Annotated in this window: 18 protein-coding genes; 10 read left to right on the top strand and 8 right to left on the bottom strand. The window is 64.6% G+C overall.

Annotated elements, in window-relative coordinates:
- Nucleotides 1–21: 21 nt before the first annotated feature.
- The 5 genes from AC07VI_RS19960 to AC07VI_RS19940 all read right to left on the bottom strand — a co-directional run bounded on the left by AC07VI_RS19960 (nucleotide 22) and on the right by AC07VI_RS19940 (nucleotide 4,431).
- Entirely contained in the window at nucleotides 22–456 is a 435-nt protein-coding gene (locus AC07VI_RS19960) for a hypothetical protein (RefSeq protein WP_086147994.1), read from the bottom strand.
- 44 nt (nucleotides 457–500) lie between these two features.
- Nucleotides 501–1,970 (bottom strand): hypothetical protein, encoded by a 1,470-nt coding sequence (locus AC07VI_RS19955; RefSeq protein ID WP_492992522.1) that lies wholly within the window; start codon nucleotides 1,968–1,970, stop codon nucleotides 501–503.
- Nucleotides 1,967–3,424 carry a hypothetical protein gene (locus tag AC07VI_RS19950; protein ID WP_492992520.1) on the bottom strand — a complete coding sequence of 486 codons (1,458 nt, stop codon included), beginning with the start codon at nucleotides 3,422–3,424 and terminating at the stop codon, nucleotides 1,967–1,969. Before AC07VI_RS19950 ends, AC07VI_RS19955 begins: the two co-directional genes overlap by 4 nt.
- Nucleotides 3,425–3,675: 251 nt before the next feature.
- Entirely contained in the window at nucleotides 3,676–4,158 is a 483-nt protein-coding gene (rfaE2, locus tag AC07VI_RS19945) for a D-glycero-beta-D-manno-heptose 1-phosphate adenylyltransferase (RefSeq protein WP_086147997.1), read from the bottom strand.
- Nucleotides 4,159–4,191: 33 nt separating this feature from the next.
- Nucleotides 4,192–4,431 carry a DUF3717 domain-containing protein gene (locus tag AC07VI_RS19940; protein WP_086147998.1) on the bottom strand — a complete coding sequence of 80 codons (240 nt, stop codon included), beginning with the start codon at nucleotides 4,429–4,431 and terminating at the stop codon, nucleotides 4,192–4,194.
- Between the two features lie 134 nt (nucleotides 4,432–4,565).
- On the opposite strand from AC07VI_RS19940, the gene AC07VI_RS19935 reads away from it, so the two are divergent.
- From AC07VI_RS19935 to AC07VI_RS19910, 6 genes are all read left to right on the top strand, one after another.
- Nucleotides 4,566–5,504: a hydrogen peroxide-inducible genes activator gene (locus AC07VI_RS19935; protein ID WP_086147999.1), complete on the top strand. Its 939-nt coding sequence runs from the start codon at nucleotides 4,566–4,568 to the stop codon at nucleotides 5,502–5,504.
- Nucleotides 5,505–5,562: 58 nt separating this feature from the next.
- Nucleotides 5,563–6,417 (top strand): 4-hydroxybenzoate octaprenyltransferase, encoded by an 855-nt coding sequence (ubiA, locus tag AC07VI_RS19930; RefSeq protein ID WP_086148000.1) that lies wholly within the window; start codon nucleotides 5,563–5,565, stop codon nucleotides 6,415–6,417.
- A gap of 107 nt (nucleotides 6,418–6,524) precedes the next feature.
- Entirely contained in the window at nucleotides 6,525–6,878 is a 354-nt protein-coding gene (locus AC07VI_RS19925) for an ElaB/YgaM/YqjD family protein (protein WP_086148001.1), read from the top strand.
- 84 nt (nucleotides 6,879–6,962) lie between these two features.
- Nucleotides 6,963–7,349, top strand: coding sequence for a phage holin family protein (locus AC07VI_RS19920; RefSeq protein WP_086148002.1), 387 nt, complete (start codon nucleotides 6,963–6,965; stop codon nucleotides 7,347–7,349).
- Nucleotides 7,346–7,693, top strand: a complete 348-nt coding sequence (locus AC07VI_RS19915) for a hypothetical protein (RefSeq protein ID WP_099375326.1) — start codon at nucleotides 7,346–7,348, stop codon at nucleotides 7,691–7,693. Before AC07VI_RS19920 ends, AC07VI_RS19915 begins: the two co-directional genes overlap by 4 nt.
- A 90-nt stretch (nucleotides 7,694–7,783) precedes the next feature.
- A complete protein-coding gene (locus AC07VI_RS19910) occupies nucleotides 7,784–8,341 on the top strand; it encodes a DUF3455 domain-containing protein (RefSeq protein ID WP_099375327.1) in 558 nt (185 codons plus the stop codon).
- A gap of 62 nt (nucleotides 8,342–8,403) precedes the next feature.
- Here AC07VI_RS19910 and proC read toward each other — a convergent pair whose 3' ends face one another.
- Nucleotides 8,404–9,234, bottom strand: a complete 831-nt coding sequence (gene proC / locus AC07VI_RS19905; protein WP_086148005.1) for a pyrroline-5-carboxylate reductase — start codon at nucleotides 9,232–9,234, stop codon at nucleotides 8,404–8,406.
- A gap of 16 nt (nucleotides 9,235–9,250) precedes the next feature.
- A complete protein-coding gene (locus AC07VI_RS19900; RefSeq protein ID WP_086148016.1) occupies nucleotides 9,251–9,952 on the bottom strand; it encodes a YggS family pyridoxal phosphate-dependent enzyme in 702 nt (233 codons plus the stop codon).
- Between the two features lie 70 nt (nucleotides 9,953–10,022).
- Between AC07VI_RS19900 and AC07VI_RS19895 the strand changes: the two genes are divergently transcribed.
- From AC07VI_RS19895 to AC07VI_RS19880, 4 genes are all read left to right on the top strand, one after another.
- Entirely contained in the window at nucleotides 10,023–11,066 is a 1,044-nt protein-coding gene (locus tag AC07VI_RS19895; RefSeq protein ID WP_099375328.1) for a type IV pilus twitching motility protein PilT, read from the top strand.
- Nucleotides 11,067–11,069: 3 nt separating this feature from the next.
- Nucleotides 11,070–12,209, top strand: a complete 1,140-nt coding sequence (locus tag AC07VI_RS19890) for a PilT/PilU family type 4a pilus ATPase (protein WP_492992515.1) — start codon at nucleotides 11,070–11,072, stop codon at nucleotides 12,207–12,209.
- Nucleotide 12,210: 1 nt separating this feature from the next.
- A complete protein-coding gene (locus tag AC07VI_RS19885; protein WP_086148007.1) occupies nucleotides 12,211–12,696 on the top strand; it encodes a glutathione peroxidase in 486 nt (161 codons plus the stop codon).
- A 185-nt stretch (nucleotides 12,697–12,881) separates the two neighbouring features.
- Nucleotides 12,882–14,993, top strand: a complete 2,112-nt coding sequence (locus AC07VI_RS19880) for a putative bifunctional diguanylate cyclase/phosphodiesterase (protein WP_492992512.1) — start codon at nucleotides 12,882–12,884, stop codon at nucleotides 14,991–14,993.
- On the opposite strand, the gene glcF is transcribed toward AC07VI_RS19880, so the two are convergent.
- Complete coding sequence (glcF, locus tag AC07VI_RS19875) at nucleotides 14,986–16,215, bottom strand: glycolate oxidase subunit GlcF (protein WP_492992510.1); 1,230 nt, start codon at nucleotides 16,213–16,215, stop codon at nucleotides 14,986–14,988. The two genes, AC07VI_RS19880 and glcF, sit on opposite strands and share 8 nt — an antisense overlap.
- Between the last annotated feature and the right edge of the window lie 2 nt (nucleotides 16,216–16,217).

The raw sequence follows: 16,217 nt of genomic DNA, 5'->3' as shown, positions 1-16,217 counted from the left end.
TTGGATGAAACGGGTTGCCGCTTAGCGGCGGCTGGAGGTGAACGTCAACAGCAACGCTACCAGGCCCACCAGCACCAGCGGTCCCATGAACAGTGGCGCGAGGAATTTATGCGCGTTCACGGCCGCCAGCACGACGCCCGTCGCCAGGCTGGCCAGGAAGATGAACAGCCACCAGCCCGAGGCATTGGCCTTGTTCGGCGGCACGCGCTTGGCCACGAGGCCGTTCGCGTAGGCATTCTTGGCAAAGAAAAAGGCGATGAACAGCAGCAACAGCACGACGCCGCCGATCAGGGTGTCGCGCGACGAGGTGTCGGTGGTGGCGGCCGCGTCAAACGCGGGCGCGGCTTCGGTCGTTGCGGTGGTGGCCGCTGATGCGGCGGCATCGGCGGCCGGCGGCGCGGATGCCGGGGCCGGCAAAGTGAAACCTGCGTTGTCTTTGGGAGTGTCTTGCGCCATGGTATGCCTCTGATGGGTTTGAATAGTTTAAAAGGAAATCGTTATCAGGCCAGGCTCAGGCTGCGGCCTTCGGCCACGCGCACGACGGCCGGCTTGCCCAGGCCACGCTTGAGTTCGCCAATATCGCGGCCGTCATCGTCGCGGATCTGCACGCTTTTGAACGGTTTTAATAACACTTGGCGCTGCACGCCGTCGGCCAGCACCTTGTAGCGCGTGGCGCGCGTGCCAAGCAAGCCCAGCGCCAGCAAGCCCAGCACCAGCGCCAGCACGCCGCCGAGGATGACCAGCACGGGCAGCAGCGGATACTGGATGCGCACCAGCAGCGGTATCGTTGCCTGCGACGCGCGCACGCTGTCGGGCGGCGTGAACGTGCCAGAGATCGGGTCGCCGGGGAACAGTTCCTGCAAATCCTTGCCGAAGCTGGACGCCAGCGCCAGCCGCTGCTCCGACAGGCCCACCTGCGCCTGCAGGGGCAGCAGCACCTGCTTGCCCATGGCGGCCATCGCCTGCGCCGACCACGGCGACGGGATCTGCGCCATCGGCAGCGCAAACTGTACCTGCACGGACTGGCTGGCGCCCGGCTGCAGCTGGCGGATTTGATCTGGCGCAACGTGCAGCGGCGCGTTCCGGCCCGCCAGGCTGGCGTGCACCTTGGCGCTGTCGATCACGTACGGGAAAAACATGTTTTGCAGGGACGCCTGCAGCACCACTTGCGGCACCAGCTTCGCCGCATCGACGTCGAGCACGATGGTGCGCCCGTCGCGGCCCAGGCTGGCGTGCACATTGGGACTGTTCTTGACGGACTGGGGCACGATGCGCACGGCATCCTGGTCCACCGGTTTCAGGCGCGCGGGCGGGCGCGTCAGCACTTGCGACAGCCGCCCCTCGGCCAGGATGCGGGTCAACGCCTCGGACGCGGGCTGGCCATATGCGAGCGCATACACCATCAAGCCCTTGGCGCTGTACAGCTTGCCCTGCACGGGCATGCGCAGCGGAAACACCACCGTCTTGGTGATCGACGGTTCCAGGTGCAGCAGGCGGTAAAAGTCGCGGTTGCGTTCGGCCGTCTGGCTGTCGTTGTTCGGGCTGTTCTTGTTATTGGTAAAGATCCACACGATGCCGGAGGCGGACTGGAACGGCCCCGTGATGGTCTTGGTGACGGCTTCCTGGAAGTCCGTGTCGGCCAGCGCGCCGCCGGCGCCCTTGCGCGCCAGGCCGAGACCGGCCAGCTGGGCGGCCACGCCGGCGCCGCCCTGCCCCTGCCCGATCAGCGCTGGCGACACATTGCTGCCGCTGCTCTGGCTGAAGGCCAGGGTGTAGACCTTGTCGGACGGCCCCGTGGCGGCCTGCGCCACGGCACCCACGAGGACTTTGAGCTGCGAATGCTCATCCGTATAAAACGGCTCCATCCAGCCCGAGTTTTGCACCAGAAACGCCTGCTGGATGCCGGCCGCGTGCGCGGCGGCGGCGCTGAAAAACGCGGCGCAAGCCACGGTCAGTAAGCGCGCCTTCATGCCTGCAATTTCCAGCCATCAATACGCGACAGCAGCGGGTGGTAGGCCCACAGCATGCCTTCGTGGACAAACAGGCGTACGCGCCACGGCTCGCTGACGGCGAAGGTGTGAAACACGGTTTCGCGCAACTCATCGTCCTGCACCAGCTGGGCCGCCAGGCGCTCGTTCGAGCGCAGCACGCTCGACAGGCCGGCGCTGGTGGCGAACTTCACGCCAAACACGCTGCTGCTTACACCGGACTCGGCACCGGATTCGAGCAGCGGCATGACGGCCTGGTTCTTGCCGCCGTCGTCGCCGTGTTCCGGCTCTTCCCACGGCGCCGTTTTCAGCTTGGTGGCGAAGCGGTAATTGAAGCTGCCCGAACACAGGCGCGGCGCCAGCGCGTCGGCCTTCTCGGCCTGGACGCCCAGTTTCACGTACACATACGTGCCGCGTCGGCTTTCAAAGCACAGCTGCCACAGCCCGCCGTCGCGCGACAGATAGGGGCTGCCGAACTCGAAATGCGGCACCAGCCCTTCCGGCCACGGCGTAAACGAAGCGGCCACGTTGCCGTCCGGCTGCAGCTGCAAGCGCAGCTGGCCGTTGCCACAGGGCCACACGGCCATGCGGTTGTAGGCCACGGGCGCGCCGACGGCGCCCAGATCCATCATGCCGTCGAGCAGCACGTCGCTGCCCTGCTTTTGCGCGGCGTCAAGGTTGACGAAGCGGATGCGGCCGTCGTCGTCGCGCAGCGGCGCCCACAGGCGGCTCTGGAACCAGACGGGCGCGGCCGCGCACGGCGCGCCGCCCACATGCTCGACCACGTAAGTGAGCGAAGGCACGTCGGGACGGATGCAGGCCAGGCCGTGGCTGGTCGGCAAGACCAGCACACTGTTGAAATCCGGCACCAGCTCGGCGCGCCAGGCGCCGTGGGCCAGGTCCGATTCGGCCAGCAGGCTGCCATAGTCGGGGTCCAGCGCCAGCCAGCGCTTCGAGGCGGGCAGCCAGGCGTGCAACACGGCCTTGCGCGGGTCGAGCGCCAGCAGCGCGGGCGCACTGGTGCCGAACCGGGCGGAAAAGAATTCATACTCGCCCGGCGGCGGCATGGGCAGCGACGCTTCCGCCTGTGCATGTTCCTCGCGCGCGCGCTGGTCGGCCAGTTTCAGGGGCACATTGGCCTGGCGCAAGCCGGCCGCGCCAGCCGGCGGCATGTCGCTGACGGGATGCGCGCCGAAAGGAGGAACCCAAGGCGCTCCCCCGGACGGCGTGGCGGCCGCCTCGGGCGGCACTTGCAAGGCGACGCCGGAGGCGGGGTCAAACGCGAATTCAGGCGGAAACTGCCGCACGGCTTCGCCGTCGGCGCCAGGCAGGCGCCGGGCGTGCATCAGCTTGCCGATATCGGCCTGGCTCAGTAAAGGCGAGACGTTCTGCCCGTCCGCGCTGCGCTGCATGCTCCACGCGCCAGCGTCATCCAAGTACCAGGCGCCGGAAGGCAGTGGCCAATCCCCAGAAGTTTTAAGGTCCATTATTTTTTCTATGACTAACAACAAGCGCCATGCAATGGCGCCGAACACGCTAGGACGGGCTGGGGCTGTGGAAACAGGATCCCAGCCCGGGCTATTCTCATAGTAACGTCTTTTTATCTACATGGAAACATTGGATAAGTTTTCACCATGATGGCCGGCGCCACGCCAGCAACACGCAATGACACTTATGACAATATTGCCTATCCTTGCTGGGCCCGCACTTTCGTCAGCAGCTTGGTGGTCGAACGGTCGTGCTCGAAGTCGATGGCCACGGCCTGGCCGCCGTACGCCAGCACGGCGCGTCCTTCCGGAATGGCCGTCATGTCGTAGTCGCCGCCCTTGGCATAGATTTCCGGTTCGATTTCCTGCACCACGGCCAAAGCGCTGTCTTCCGAGAACGGCACGACCAGGCTCACCGCTTCCAGCGCGGCCAGCACGGCCATGCGGTCCTCGCAGTTGTTCAGGGGACGGTCGTCGCCCTTGCCCAGGCGTTTCACCGAAGCATCAGTATTCACGGCAACGATCAGCGAAGCGCCCAGCGCGCGCGCCTGCGCCAGGTAGGTCACGTGGCCGCGGTGCAGGATGTCGAACACGCCGTTCGTCACCACCACCGGTTTCGGCAGCGCTTGCGCGCGCGCGCGCAGTTCATCACGGCCGCACAGTTTGTTTTCAAAATCAGGCATCGATATCTCTTGTTGGGTTAAATATGATCTCGCTCAGGGGTGGCTATCGCCATGGATGCCGCCGCTGTCCTGGCGCCAGGCATCGATGAGGGCAGCGGTGGCCGGTTCCAGGCTGTCTTCGGCGATGGAATCTTGCCGGTAATAAATCATCAGCGCATACACGCCGGCCAGGCGGCTGACGGGCGCCGACAGCGCATACTCGTTGCCGCGCGCCGGCTGCCGCGCACGCCAGTAATTAATCGCCGCTTCCAGCGCCTGTATGTGCACATCCATCGCCCTCTCCCTCCACCGCTCACTCCCGCATTATAGGGGGCGATCCGCTACAATACGCCATCGGCGCCACAGTTTCACGTTCGCGCCACCTTTCATTCATTGCAAGTAAGTACTTCCTGTGTTTCAATCAACCTATGACACTGACTGAACTGAAATATATCGTTGCAGTCGCGCGAGCGAAGCACTTCGGCCATGCCGCCGAAGCCTGTTTCGTTGCCCAACCCACCTTGTCAGTGGCCATCAAGAAACTCGAAGACGAACTGGGCGTGGTCCTGTTCGAACGGGGCGGCGCGGAAATCTCCGTCACGCCCCTGGGCGCGCAAATCATCGCGCAAGCCGAGCGCGTGCTGGAACAGACGGCCGCCATCAAGGAACTCGCCAAGCAGAACAAGGACCCGCTGGCCGGCCCCCTGCGCCTGGGCGTGATCTATACGATCGGCCCCTACCTGCTGCCGCCCTTGGTCAAGGCCATGATAGACCAGGTGCCGCAAATGCCCTTGATCTTGCAGGAAAACTTCACGGTTCGCCTGCTCGAACTGCTGCGCCAGGGCGAACTGGACGTGGCCATCATGGCCCTGCCCCTGCCAGAGCACGGCATGGCCATGCAGGAACTGTATGACGAGCCTTTCGTCGTGGCCATGCCGCGCCAGCATCCATGGACGGCGCGCGCGCGAATCGCCGCGCAGGACTTGAAGTCGGAAACCATGCTGCTGCTGGGCAACGGCCACTGCTTCCGCGACCAGGTGCTGGAAGTGTGCCCCGAAATGGCGCGCTTTTCCTCGCCCGGCAACGGCATGCAGCGCACGTTTGAAGGTTCCTCGCTGGAAACTATCCGCCACATGGTGGCCAGCGGCATCGGCCTGACGGTCTTGCCGCGCGCCTCGGTCGCCAATATGCACGCCACCGACGGCATGCTCGAATACCGGCCCTTCGCCGAACCCGTGCCGTCGCGCCGGGTGGTGATGCTGTGGCGCAAGAGCTTTACGCGCAAGGCCGCCATCGACGCCCTGTGCGCGGCCATCGCCAGCTGCAACTTGCCTGGCATCACCCCCTTGTGCGAAGACGACGAATAGTACATTTACATACTATTTGCGATAATCGACCTTTCTCCTCAACAAGATCGAGTCTTCCATGAACAAGCTGGCGCTGTATTTCCGCCTGATACGGCTGGACAAGCCTATCGGTACCGTATTGCTGCTGTGGCCTACCCTGTGCGCGCTGTGGCTGGCGCAGCAGGGCGTGCCGGACTGGCGGCTGCTGCTCATCTTTACGCTTGGCACTTTCCTGATGCGCTCGGCCGGCTGCGCCATCAATGACTACGCCGACCAGGATATCGACAAATTCGTCAAGCGCACGATGGACCGCCCCATCACCAGCGGGCGCATCAGCGGCAAGGAAGCGCTGGCTGTGGCCGGCGTGCTCGCCGTGCTGGCCTTCTGCCTGATCCTGCCCCTCAATGCGCTGACCAAGCAATTGTCGGTGGCGGCCGTCATCATCGCCGGCACCTACCCGTACTTCAAGCGTTTCTTTGCGATTCCGCAAGCGTACCTGGGCATCGCCTTCGGCTTCGGCATCCCCATGGGCTTTGCCGCCATCACGGGCAGCGTGCCCGTCGTCGCCTGGCTGCTGCTGCTGGGCAATGTCTTCTGGGCCGTGGCCTACGATACGGAATACGCGATGGTCGACCGCGACGACGATCTGAAAATCGGCATCAAGACCTCGGCCATTACCTTCGGCCGCTACGACGTGGCCATCGTCATGCTGTGCTATGCCGCTTTCTTGCTGCTGTGGCTGGTCTGCGGCTGGCACCTGGGCTTGCGCTACTGGTATGTGGCGGGGCTGCTGGTGGCGGCCGGCTGCGCCGTTTACCACTACACCTTGATCCGCGCACGCGAGCGTATGCCGTGTTTTGCGGCATTCCGGCATAATAACTGGCTAGGAGCAGCGGTGTTTGCGGGGGTGGTGCTGGACTTTGCTTTCCGTTAATCAATGATCCTTGCGCCGCGGCAGCCTTTGAGGCGGCGCAAGACAAGCCGGCCGCTGCTGTCTACACTGGTATTTCACTGTGCAGTTTCACTTCCATGAGGTAATACATGAACTCGATACATACCGGAAAATCCAGCAACGACAGCGTCCTCGCCGACGCCGACAAGGCGCGTGAAAAACTGGCTGGCGACCTGAAAAACGTCATCCATGAAGCGGAAGGCTGGCTCGATGGCGCCAAGGACCAGACGGGCGAGAATGTCAAAGCCGTCAAGGACAAGTTCATCGCCACCCTGGAAACGGCCAAGAAGGATTTGATCAAGCTGGAAGAAGACTTGCTCGAACGTACCAAGAAGGCGGCCAAGGCCACCGATGAATACGTGCAGGACAATCCATGGAAAGCCGTGGGCGCGGGCGCCGTCGTGGGCGTGCTGTTCGGCCTGCTGTTGTCCTCGCGCCGCTAGACGCCAAAGCGACGCCCCCCCCTCCGGCGGCAGGCGCGCCGGGCAGCATCGACGGCACGGCCGTCCCTGATACGAAAGGCAGCAATGGCTATCGTTCATCATGTCGCCCAGGTCGCAGCGACCCTCGCCGCCATCGTCCAGACCCGTCTGGCCCTGGCGGCCGTCGAAATGGAAGAAGAGTCGCTGCGCTTCCTGTCCTATCTGGCGCTGGCCATGCTGGCGCTGCTATGCCTGTTCGTCGGCCTGGTCTTGATCGTATTCCTCGTCATCGTACTGTTCTGGGATACGCACCGCATCGCCGCCATCGCCGTCACGGCCGCCGTCTTCATCGCTGCCGCCCTCGCCACCCTGCTGGGCGTGCGCGCCAGTTTCCGCAGCAAGCCGAAACTGCTGTCCTTCACACTTTCCGAACTGAACAAGGACCTGGACGCGCTGCAACTGCTGGCCCGCCGGGGATCGGAGCGGCCATGACCACGCATCCCACCAAACTGTCGCATGTCCACACGGCCGCCAGCCTGGCGCAGCGGCGCGACGCGCTGCTGGCCGAATGCGCGCTGCAGCGCCTGGCCCTGGGCGTGCAGACGCGCCAGCTGCTGGAACCTTTGACGGGCGGCAACCTGCGCCACACGCTGGCCACGCGTTTTAAAATTCCCCTGATGCTGGGCGGCGCCGTGCTGGGCCTGCTGCTGGTGCGCCCGCGCCGCTTCCTGCCGCTGCTGCGGGCCAGCGGCGCGCTGCTCAGGCACGCCAGCACCGCCCTGCCCGTCATGCTGGCGCTGGCACGGCGTTTCAGCAAGAAAGAAACACCGCCGTAACTATTTTTGCTCCTGGCTGCATCCAAATGACAGGCCCGTGCGTATGTAGCATATCAACCAGCCGGTTGAGCCAACGACCAGGAGTTCGCCATGCATGCCTTCATCGCCCCACGCCCTACCGCCCCCTCGCTCGCCGTCCTGTGCGCCGCCCTGCTCGTGGCCGCCTGCGCGCCCATGGGCGCGCGCTATTCGCAGGAACAATTGCCGAACGCCGTGCAAGTGCCCGCTGGCCACCAGGTGGCCATGCAAACGGTGGGCGTGGGCAAGATCGCCTACGAATGCAAAGCGAAAAAAGACATGGCGGGACATGAATGGGCCTTCGTGGGACCGGACGCGGCCCTGAACGACCGCAACGGCATGCAGGTGGGCACCTATGCAGGCCCACCGGCCACCTGGAGCAGCCTGGACGGCTCGGCAGTGACGGCCACGCAAGTGGCCGTGGCGCCGGCCGGCGCGGGCAATATCCCGTATCAACTGGTAAAAGCCAATCCGGCCATGGGCAGCGGCGCCATGCAGGGCGTCAGCTACATCCAGCGCGTGGCCACCCGCGGCGGCGTGGCGCCAGGCAGCCCTTGCGGCATGGACACCGTCGGCGCCAGACTATGGGTGCCCTACCAGGCCGACTACATCTTCTGGAAAGCCGCATAAGCATCCGGCCTGTCCGGCCCAAGCCGCTTCACGGCCCGGGCCGCGCTGGCGGGCATATCGCCTTACCTGCCCAGCTCGTCCCCCATCTCGCGCCCGCGCTGGGCGGCCGCCTTGATGCCCTTGACGATGGCCGCCTTCACGCCGCTCTCTTCCATGCTGGTGAGCGCCGCATACGTCGTGCCGCCCTTCGAGGTGACGCGCTCGCGCAGCAGGGACACGGGTTCGCTGGAGTTCGCCGCCAGCTGCGCCGCGCCCGTAAACGTGGCAATGGCCAGCTGCGTGCCCTGCTCGGGCGTCAAGCCCAGCTCGGCGGCCGCCTGCTGCATCGCTTCGATAAAATAAAACACATAGGCGGGGCCGCTGCCGGAGACGGCCGTGACGGGGTCGATCTTCGCCTCGTCGTCGAGCCAGACGGTCTGGCCGACGGCGCGCAGGATGGCGTCCGCCGTCTTTTTCTGTTCTTCGCTCACGCCATCGCTGGCCACCATGCCCGTGATGCCCATGCCGATCAGGGCCGGCGTGTTCGGCATGCAGCGCACGATGGCGGAGTAACCGCCAAGCCAGCGCGACAGATCGGCCGCGCGGATGCCGGCCGCGATCGACAGGATCAATGGCGCCCGTTCGCCGTCGAGGAAGGGCAGCAGCTGCGCCGCCACGTCGCGCATGCTTTGCGGTTTCACGGCCAGCACGATCACGTCCACGCCGCGCAGCGCGTCGCTGGCGGACGCAGCCGTCGTGACGCCGAACTGCGCCTGCAGTTTTTCCAGCGCGGGCGCGTGCGGGTCGATCACGTGGATGTTGCCGCCCAGGGTCAGCTTGCCCGCCAGGCCGGCGATCAGGGCCGCGGCCATGTTGCCGCCGCCTACAAAGGCGATATTCAATTCTGTCGTCATGCTTGTTCTCTCTTTATCAGGAATAGTTGCGGGAACCGAAGATGGCGCTGCCCACGCGCACGATGGTGGCGCCCTCGAGCACGGCGGCGCGCAAGTCGGCCGACATGCCCATCGACAGGGTATCGAGCGCCAGGCCGTCCGCCTGCAGTTGTTCGTACAGCGCGCGCAATTGCGCAAACGCAAGGCGTTGGCGGCTGAGATCCGTTTCCGGCTCGGGTATCGCCATCAGGCCGCGCAAGCGCAGGCGCGGCAGTTGCGCCACGGCATGCGCCAGCGCCGGCAAGTCAGCCGGCGTCACGCCGCTCTTGCTCGCTTCGCCGCTGATATTGACTTGCAAACAGATATTCAGGTCCGGCAAGCCGGCCGGGCGCTGCTCGGACAGGCGCACGGCGATCTTTTCCCGCTCCACCGTGTGCACCCAGTCGAAGTGTTCGGCGATGGGGCGCGTCTTGTTGCTCTGGATGGGGCCGATGAAATGCCATGCAGGAACGTGCTGCGGTGCGGCTTCCTTCACAAGAGCGATCTTGTCGAGCGCTTCCTGCAGATAATTTTCGCCAAACGCCATTTGCCCCGCGCGCATGGCCGCCAGCACGGCGTCCGCGCCGAAGGTTTTTGACACGGCCAGCAGGGTCACGTCGGCAGGGGCGCGCTGCGCCTCCAGGGCCGCCTGCGCAATACTGTCGCGCACGGCTTGCAAGTTCTGTTCGATTGTGGACATAATCATTTTCTAGTGTATAGGGGCGGCGGCACGGTGCGCCAGCCCATCAATGCAGGCACAGGGATTATAAATGGACATCTCCGAACTTCTCGCTTTCTCCGTCAGCAACAAGGCTTCCGACCTGCACCTGTCTTCCGGCCTGCCGCCGATGATACGGGTCCATGGCGACGTGCGCCGCCTCAACGTGGCCCCGCTCGAGCACAAGGAAGTGCACGGCATGATCTACGACATCATGAACGACAGCCAGCGCAAGGCCTATGAAGAGGCGCTCGAGTGCGATTTCTCGTTCGAAATTCCCGGCCTGGCCCGCTTCCGCGTCAACGCCTACAACCAGGAACGCGGCGCCTCGGCCGTGCTGCGCACGATTCCGTCGAAGGTGCTGACCCTGGAAGAGCTGAACGCGCCGCGCATCTTCGGCGAGCTGGCCATGCGCCCGCGGGGCCTCGTGCTGGTGACGGGCCCCACGGGTTCGGGCAAGTCGACCACCCTGGCGGCCATGGTGAACCACGTCAACGAACGGCTGAACCACCATATATTGACCATCGAAGACCCGATCGAATTCGTGCATGAGCCGAAGAAATGCCTGATCAACCAGCGCGAGGTGGGTTCGCACACGCATTCCTTCAGCAATGCGCTGCGCTCGGCCCTGCGCGAAGACCCGGACGTGATCCTGGTGGGCGAATTGCGCGACCTGGAAACCATCCGCCTGGCGCTGACGGCGGCCGAGACGGGCCACCTCGTGTTCGGCACCCTGCACACCTCGTCGGCGGCCAAATCCATCGACCGCATCATCGACGTCTTCCCCGCCGAGGAAAAGGAAATGGTGCGCGCCATGCTGTCCGAATCGCTGCAGGCCGTGATTTCGCAAAACTTGCTCAAAACCAAGGATGGCATGGGCCGCGTGGCCGCGCATGAAATCATGCTGGCCACGCCGGCCGTGCGCAACCTGATCCGCGAAGCGAAAGTGGCGCAGATGTATTCGGCCATCCAGACGGGCAGCAACGTGGGCATGCAGACCCTGGACCAGTGCCTGTCCGACCTGGTGCGGCGCGGCACGATTTCGGCGGAGACGGCCCGCTCGGCCGCCAAGTCGCCTGAAAACTTCCCCGGATAAACCATGCAGACCAACCACGAACACGATGGCGCCATGCACGCGCTGCTGGCGCAGATGCGCGCACGGGGCGGCTCCGACCTGTTCATCACGGCCGGCTTTCCGCCCGCCATCAAGCTCGACGGCAAGCTGACGCCGCTGGGGGGCGGCGCGCTGACAGCGCAGCAGGCGGCCGGCTACGTGCGCGCCGTCATGAACGCGCGCCAGGCGGCCGAGTTCGAGTCCAGCCGCGAAGCCAATTTCGCCATCAGCCCGGACGGCCTGGGGCGCTTCCGCGTGTCCGCCTTCGTGCAGATGGGCCAGGCGGGCATGGTCTTGCGATTGATCAATACCGCCATCCCCACGCTGGATAGCCTGGGCCTGCCCGCCATCCTGCAGGACGTGGTGATGAGCAAGCGCGGCCTCGTCATCATGGTCGGGGCCACGGGCTGCGGCAAGTCGACCACCCTGGCGGCCATGCTGGGCCACCGCAACGCGCACAGCCATGGCCACATCATCACCATCGAAGATCCCGTGGAATTCATCCATCCGCATGGCAACTGCATCGTCACCCAGCGCGAAGTGGGCGTCGACACGGACGACTGGGCCACGGCCCTGAAAAACACCCTGCGCCAGGCGCCCGACGTGATACAGATCGGCGAAATCCGCGACCGCGACACCATGGACCACGCCATCGCGTTTGCCGAGACGGGCCATCTGTGCCTGGCGACCTTGCACGCGAACAACGCCAACCAGGCGCTGGACCGCATCATCAATTTCTTCCCCGAAGAGCGGCGCCAGCAGCTGCTGATGGACCTGTCGCTCAATTTGAAGGGCATGATTTCGCAGCGCCTGATCCCCAACAAGGACGGCAGCGGCCGCCAGGCGGCGCTGGAAATCCTGCTCAATTCGCCGCTGATGAGCGAGCTGATCTTCAAGGGCCAGGTGCACGAGATCAAGGAACTGATGAAAAAATCGCGCGAGCTCGGCATGCAGACCTTCGACCAGGCCCTGTTCGACCTGCACGAGGCGGGCGCCATCAGCTACGAAGACGCGCTGCGCAATGCGGACTCCGTCAACGACCTGCGCCTGACCATCAAACTCAAGGGCGCAACGGCGCCGGCAGCGGCGCCGCCCTCAACGGCCACCAGACTGGGACTCCTGTGACATGAACAACATCCACGATGTCCAGGCCACAGCGCTGGACGGTGCGCCCGTCGACCTGGCGCGCTACAAGGGCAAGGTATTGCTGATCGTCAACACGGCCAGCGCCTGCGGCTTCACGCCCCAATACGCGGGACTCGAAGCGCTGTACCGCGAATTCCACGACCAGGGCCTGGTGGTGCTGGGCTTTCCCTGCAATCAATTCCGCCAGCAGGAACCGGGCTCGAATGCGGAAATCGGCGCTTTTTGCGAAAAGAACTTCGGCGTCACTTTTCCCCTGTTTGCCAAGATCGACGTGAATGGCCCGCATACGCATCCCCTGTTTGCGCAATTGAAGCAGGCGGCGCCCGGCATACTCGGCACGCAGTCGATCAAATGGAATTTCACCAAGTTTTTGGTGCGCAAGGATGGCAGCGTGTTCCGCCGCTACGCGACGGCCAGCAAACCGGCCAGCCTCGTGGCCGACATACGGAAATTGCTACAGGAATAGCGATTCGGTGTTTTTATTAAAGACAACAATCATGCAAAATCAATAAAACCGTATTTATTTCATGCCTGACATCAATATTGTGTTTCCAATAGCAAATTTCAGTGATAATGTTTACATAATTATTCGCAGATATCGATCAAAAAACGATGCCAGTCTTTGGGAAAATATTATCTTCATGGATGCGGATGGGCTGTTATTCCCGCCTTTTCATTCCTATTTTCTTCCTGATACTTGCCGTTTCCGCCGTCCGTTATCACGCCCTGCTCGATACGGAAACGGCGCTGGCCAATTCACGCTACCGGAATGATGCACGGCAACTCGATCTCTACCTGGCCAATACCGTGCTGCCGGTGGCCGTGCAGGCAAACATGGAGAGCTTGCGCGACAACGTGCAGCAGGCGCTGCGCGGCGCCCTGCCGCTGAACCGCAGCCTCGCCTCCGTGCGCTGGGATAGCGGTTCCGAACACATCGAGATACGCGCCGACCGGCAGCTGGCCGAAGAGCTAGCGGCCAAGGTGCCGCCATGGTTTGCGCGCCTGGCCGGCATCACGGCCATCAGCAGCCGCCTGACGGTGGCGCTGCCCGGCGGTGGCGACGGCATCCTCGACCTGCACTACACGCCCAGCCTGCCGCTGACGCAGCTGTGGCACAGCGTACGCCACCAGGCCATGCTGAGCGCCATCAATATCGTCCTCGTTTTTTTGCTGCTGGGGCTGATCCTGGCCTCGCACCGCAGGCTGCTGGCGCGCCTCGTGCAGGCCAGCGACCGCTTCCGCGGCGGCGACTTCGCCGTGCGCCTGGCGGCCGGCGGCACGCCAGAGGCGCAAGCCGTGTCGCAGTCATTCAACAGCATGGCCGGCAATATCGAAGAACTATTGAGCTCGCTCAAGACCAGCCAGCGCCAGCTGGGCGAACAGCTGAACGAAACCGTGCACATGCAGCAGGCCCTGCAAAAGCTGTCATGGCAAAACTACAATGACGTGCTGACGGGCTTGCCCAACCGGGCCGCGCTGGCCGCCCGCTTCGAGCAGGAAATGTTCCTCGCCCGCGAACGCCAGCGCCTGCTGGCCGTGTGCCTGTTCGACCTTGACCACTTCCAGGCCATCAACGACCGCCACGGCGCCGAGGCCGGCGATGACATCCTCAAGCAGGTGGCCGGCCGCCTGCACGGCTTTTCAGGGCAGGTCCACTATGCGGCGCGCCTGGGCGGCGATGAATTCGTCCTGCTGCTGTGCGGCCAGGCCAGCATCGCCAGCATCGAACAGAACGTCACGCAGCTGATGGCCGAGCTGGCCCGTCCCTACCAGTGCGACCAGCAGGCGCTGCACATGACGGCCAGCGCCGGCGTCGCCGTGTATGCGGGCAAGGACCTGAATACGGAAAGCCTGCTGCGCCACGCCGACCACGCCGTCTACCAGGCCAAATTGACGGGGCGCAACCAGTACCACTTCTTCGACACCAATCTCGACGAGGAAGTGCGCACCCACCACAACCAGCGCACGGAAGTGCGCCAGGCCCTGATCAACGGCGAACTGCGGCTGTACTACCAGCCCAAGGTGAACATGCGCGCCGGCACGGTGGTGGGCATGGAAGCGCTGCTGCGCTGGCAGCATCCGCGCCGCGGCGTGCTGGCGCCGGCGCAGTTCCTGCCCCTGGTGGAGCAGACGGATCTGATCATCGATATCGGCGAATGGGTGCTGCGCCAGGCCCTGTGGCAGATGCAGCGCTGGAGCGCCGCCGGCCAGCACTGGGTGGTCAGCGTGAACATCGCGGCGCGCCACTTCCAGCAGCCCGATTTCGTCTCGCGCCTGAAAACCATCCTCGGCGAATTTCCCGGCGTGCGCGCCAGCATGCTGGAACTGGAAATCCTCGAATCGTCGGCCCTGCACGACATCGAGCACGTGCGCCGCATCATCCGCGCCTGCCAGGCGCTGGGCATCACCTTCGCGCTCGACGATTTCGGCACCGGCTACTCATCGATGTCCTATCTAAAACGCCTGCCGGCCAACATCGTCAAGATCGACCAGAGCTTCGTGCGCAATATGCTCAACGACCGCGACGACCTGCACCTGGTGCGCGCCGTCATCGGCCTGGCCCGTTCGTTTTCGCTGACGGTGATCGCCGAAGGCGTGGAAAGCATCGAACACGGCGCGCGCCTGATCCAGCTGGGCTGTGACCTGGCGCAAGGCTACGGCATCGCCCGCCCCATGCAGGCGGACGCCGTGCTGGAGTGGGCGGATAAATTCATCCCCGCGCCGCAATGGCGTATCGCGCAATACAGCGAAGTACCTATTTGACGGGCGTCAAGGCCGAATCAATCAGCTCGATCCAGTGCCGCACGGGCGTCTGCGTGCCCGACTGCAAATGGCTCAGGCAACCGATATTGGCCGACACGATCATCTCCGGCTCGCACGCTTCCAGGTTCGCCACCTTGTTGTCGCGCAGCTGCTGCGACAGGGCCGGCTGCAGGATCGAATACGTGCCGGCCGAACCGCAGCACAAATGGCTGTCCGCGCACAGGCGCACGTCGACGCCGACGGCGCGCAGCACCTGCTCCACCTTGCCGCGCACCTGCTGGCCGTGCTGCAGGGTGCACGGCGGGTGATACGCCACCCTCTTGGCGATGCGCCCCTGCAGCAGCGCCACCAGCTGCGCCTCAAACGCGGGCATGATCTCGGACAAATCGCGCGTCAACGCCGCGATGCGCCGCGCCTTGTCCGCATACTGCGCATCGTGCGCCAGCAGGTGGCCGTATTCCTTGACCGTGGCGCCGCAGCCCGACGCCGTCATGACGATGGCTTCGGCGCTGTCGACATACGGCCACCAGGCGTCGATATTGCGGCGCATGTCGTCCAGCGCCGCTTCCTGGTCATTCAGGTGATGGCGCAGCGCGCCGCAGCAGCCCGCCTTGGGCGCGACGATCAATTGCACGCCCAGCGCGTCGAGCACGCGCGCCGTGGCCGCGTTGATGTTGGGCGACATGGCCGGCTGCACGCAGCCGTCGAGCAGCAGCATGGTGCGCGCGTGCCGGCGCGCCGGCCATGCCCCCGCATTCGCGCCGGGGCGCAATTTATCCTGCAAGCTTTTTGACAGCAAGGGCCGCAGCGCCTGCCCCGCCTTGTACACGGGCGTAAACAGCCAGCGGCGCGGCAAGGCTTCCTTCAGGGCGAAGCGCAGGGCCCGTTCGCGCAAGGGGCGCTGCACGCGCTGCTCGACGACGTGGCGGCCGATGTCGACCAGGCGCCCGTACTGCACCCCGGACGGACAGGTCGACTCGCAGTTGCGGCAGGTCAGGCAGCGGTCCAGGTGCGTCTGCGTCCTGGCTGTGACGGGCGCGCCCTCCAGTACCTGCTTGATCAGGTAGATGCGTCCGCGCGGCCCGTCGAGTTCATCGCCCAGCAGCTGGTAGGTGGGACAGGTGGCCGTGCAAAAGCCGCAGTGCACGCAGGCGCGCAGGATGGCCCCGGCTTCGTCGCCTGCCGGCGTATTCTTGATGAAATCGGCGAGATTGGTTTGCATGC

The organism is Janthinobacterium sp. GW821-FHT03A03 (assembly GCF_059421435.1).
The sequence above is the reverse complement of the archived record's forward strand: the minus strand, read 5'-3'. Positions and strand labels throughout refer to the sequence as shown.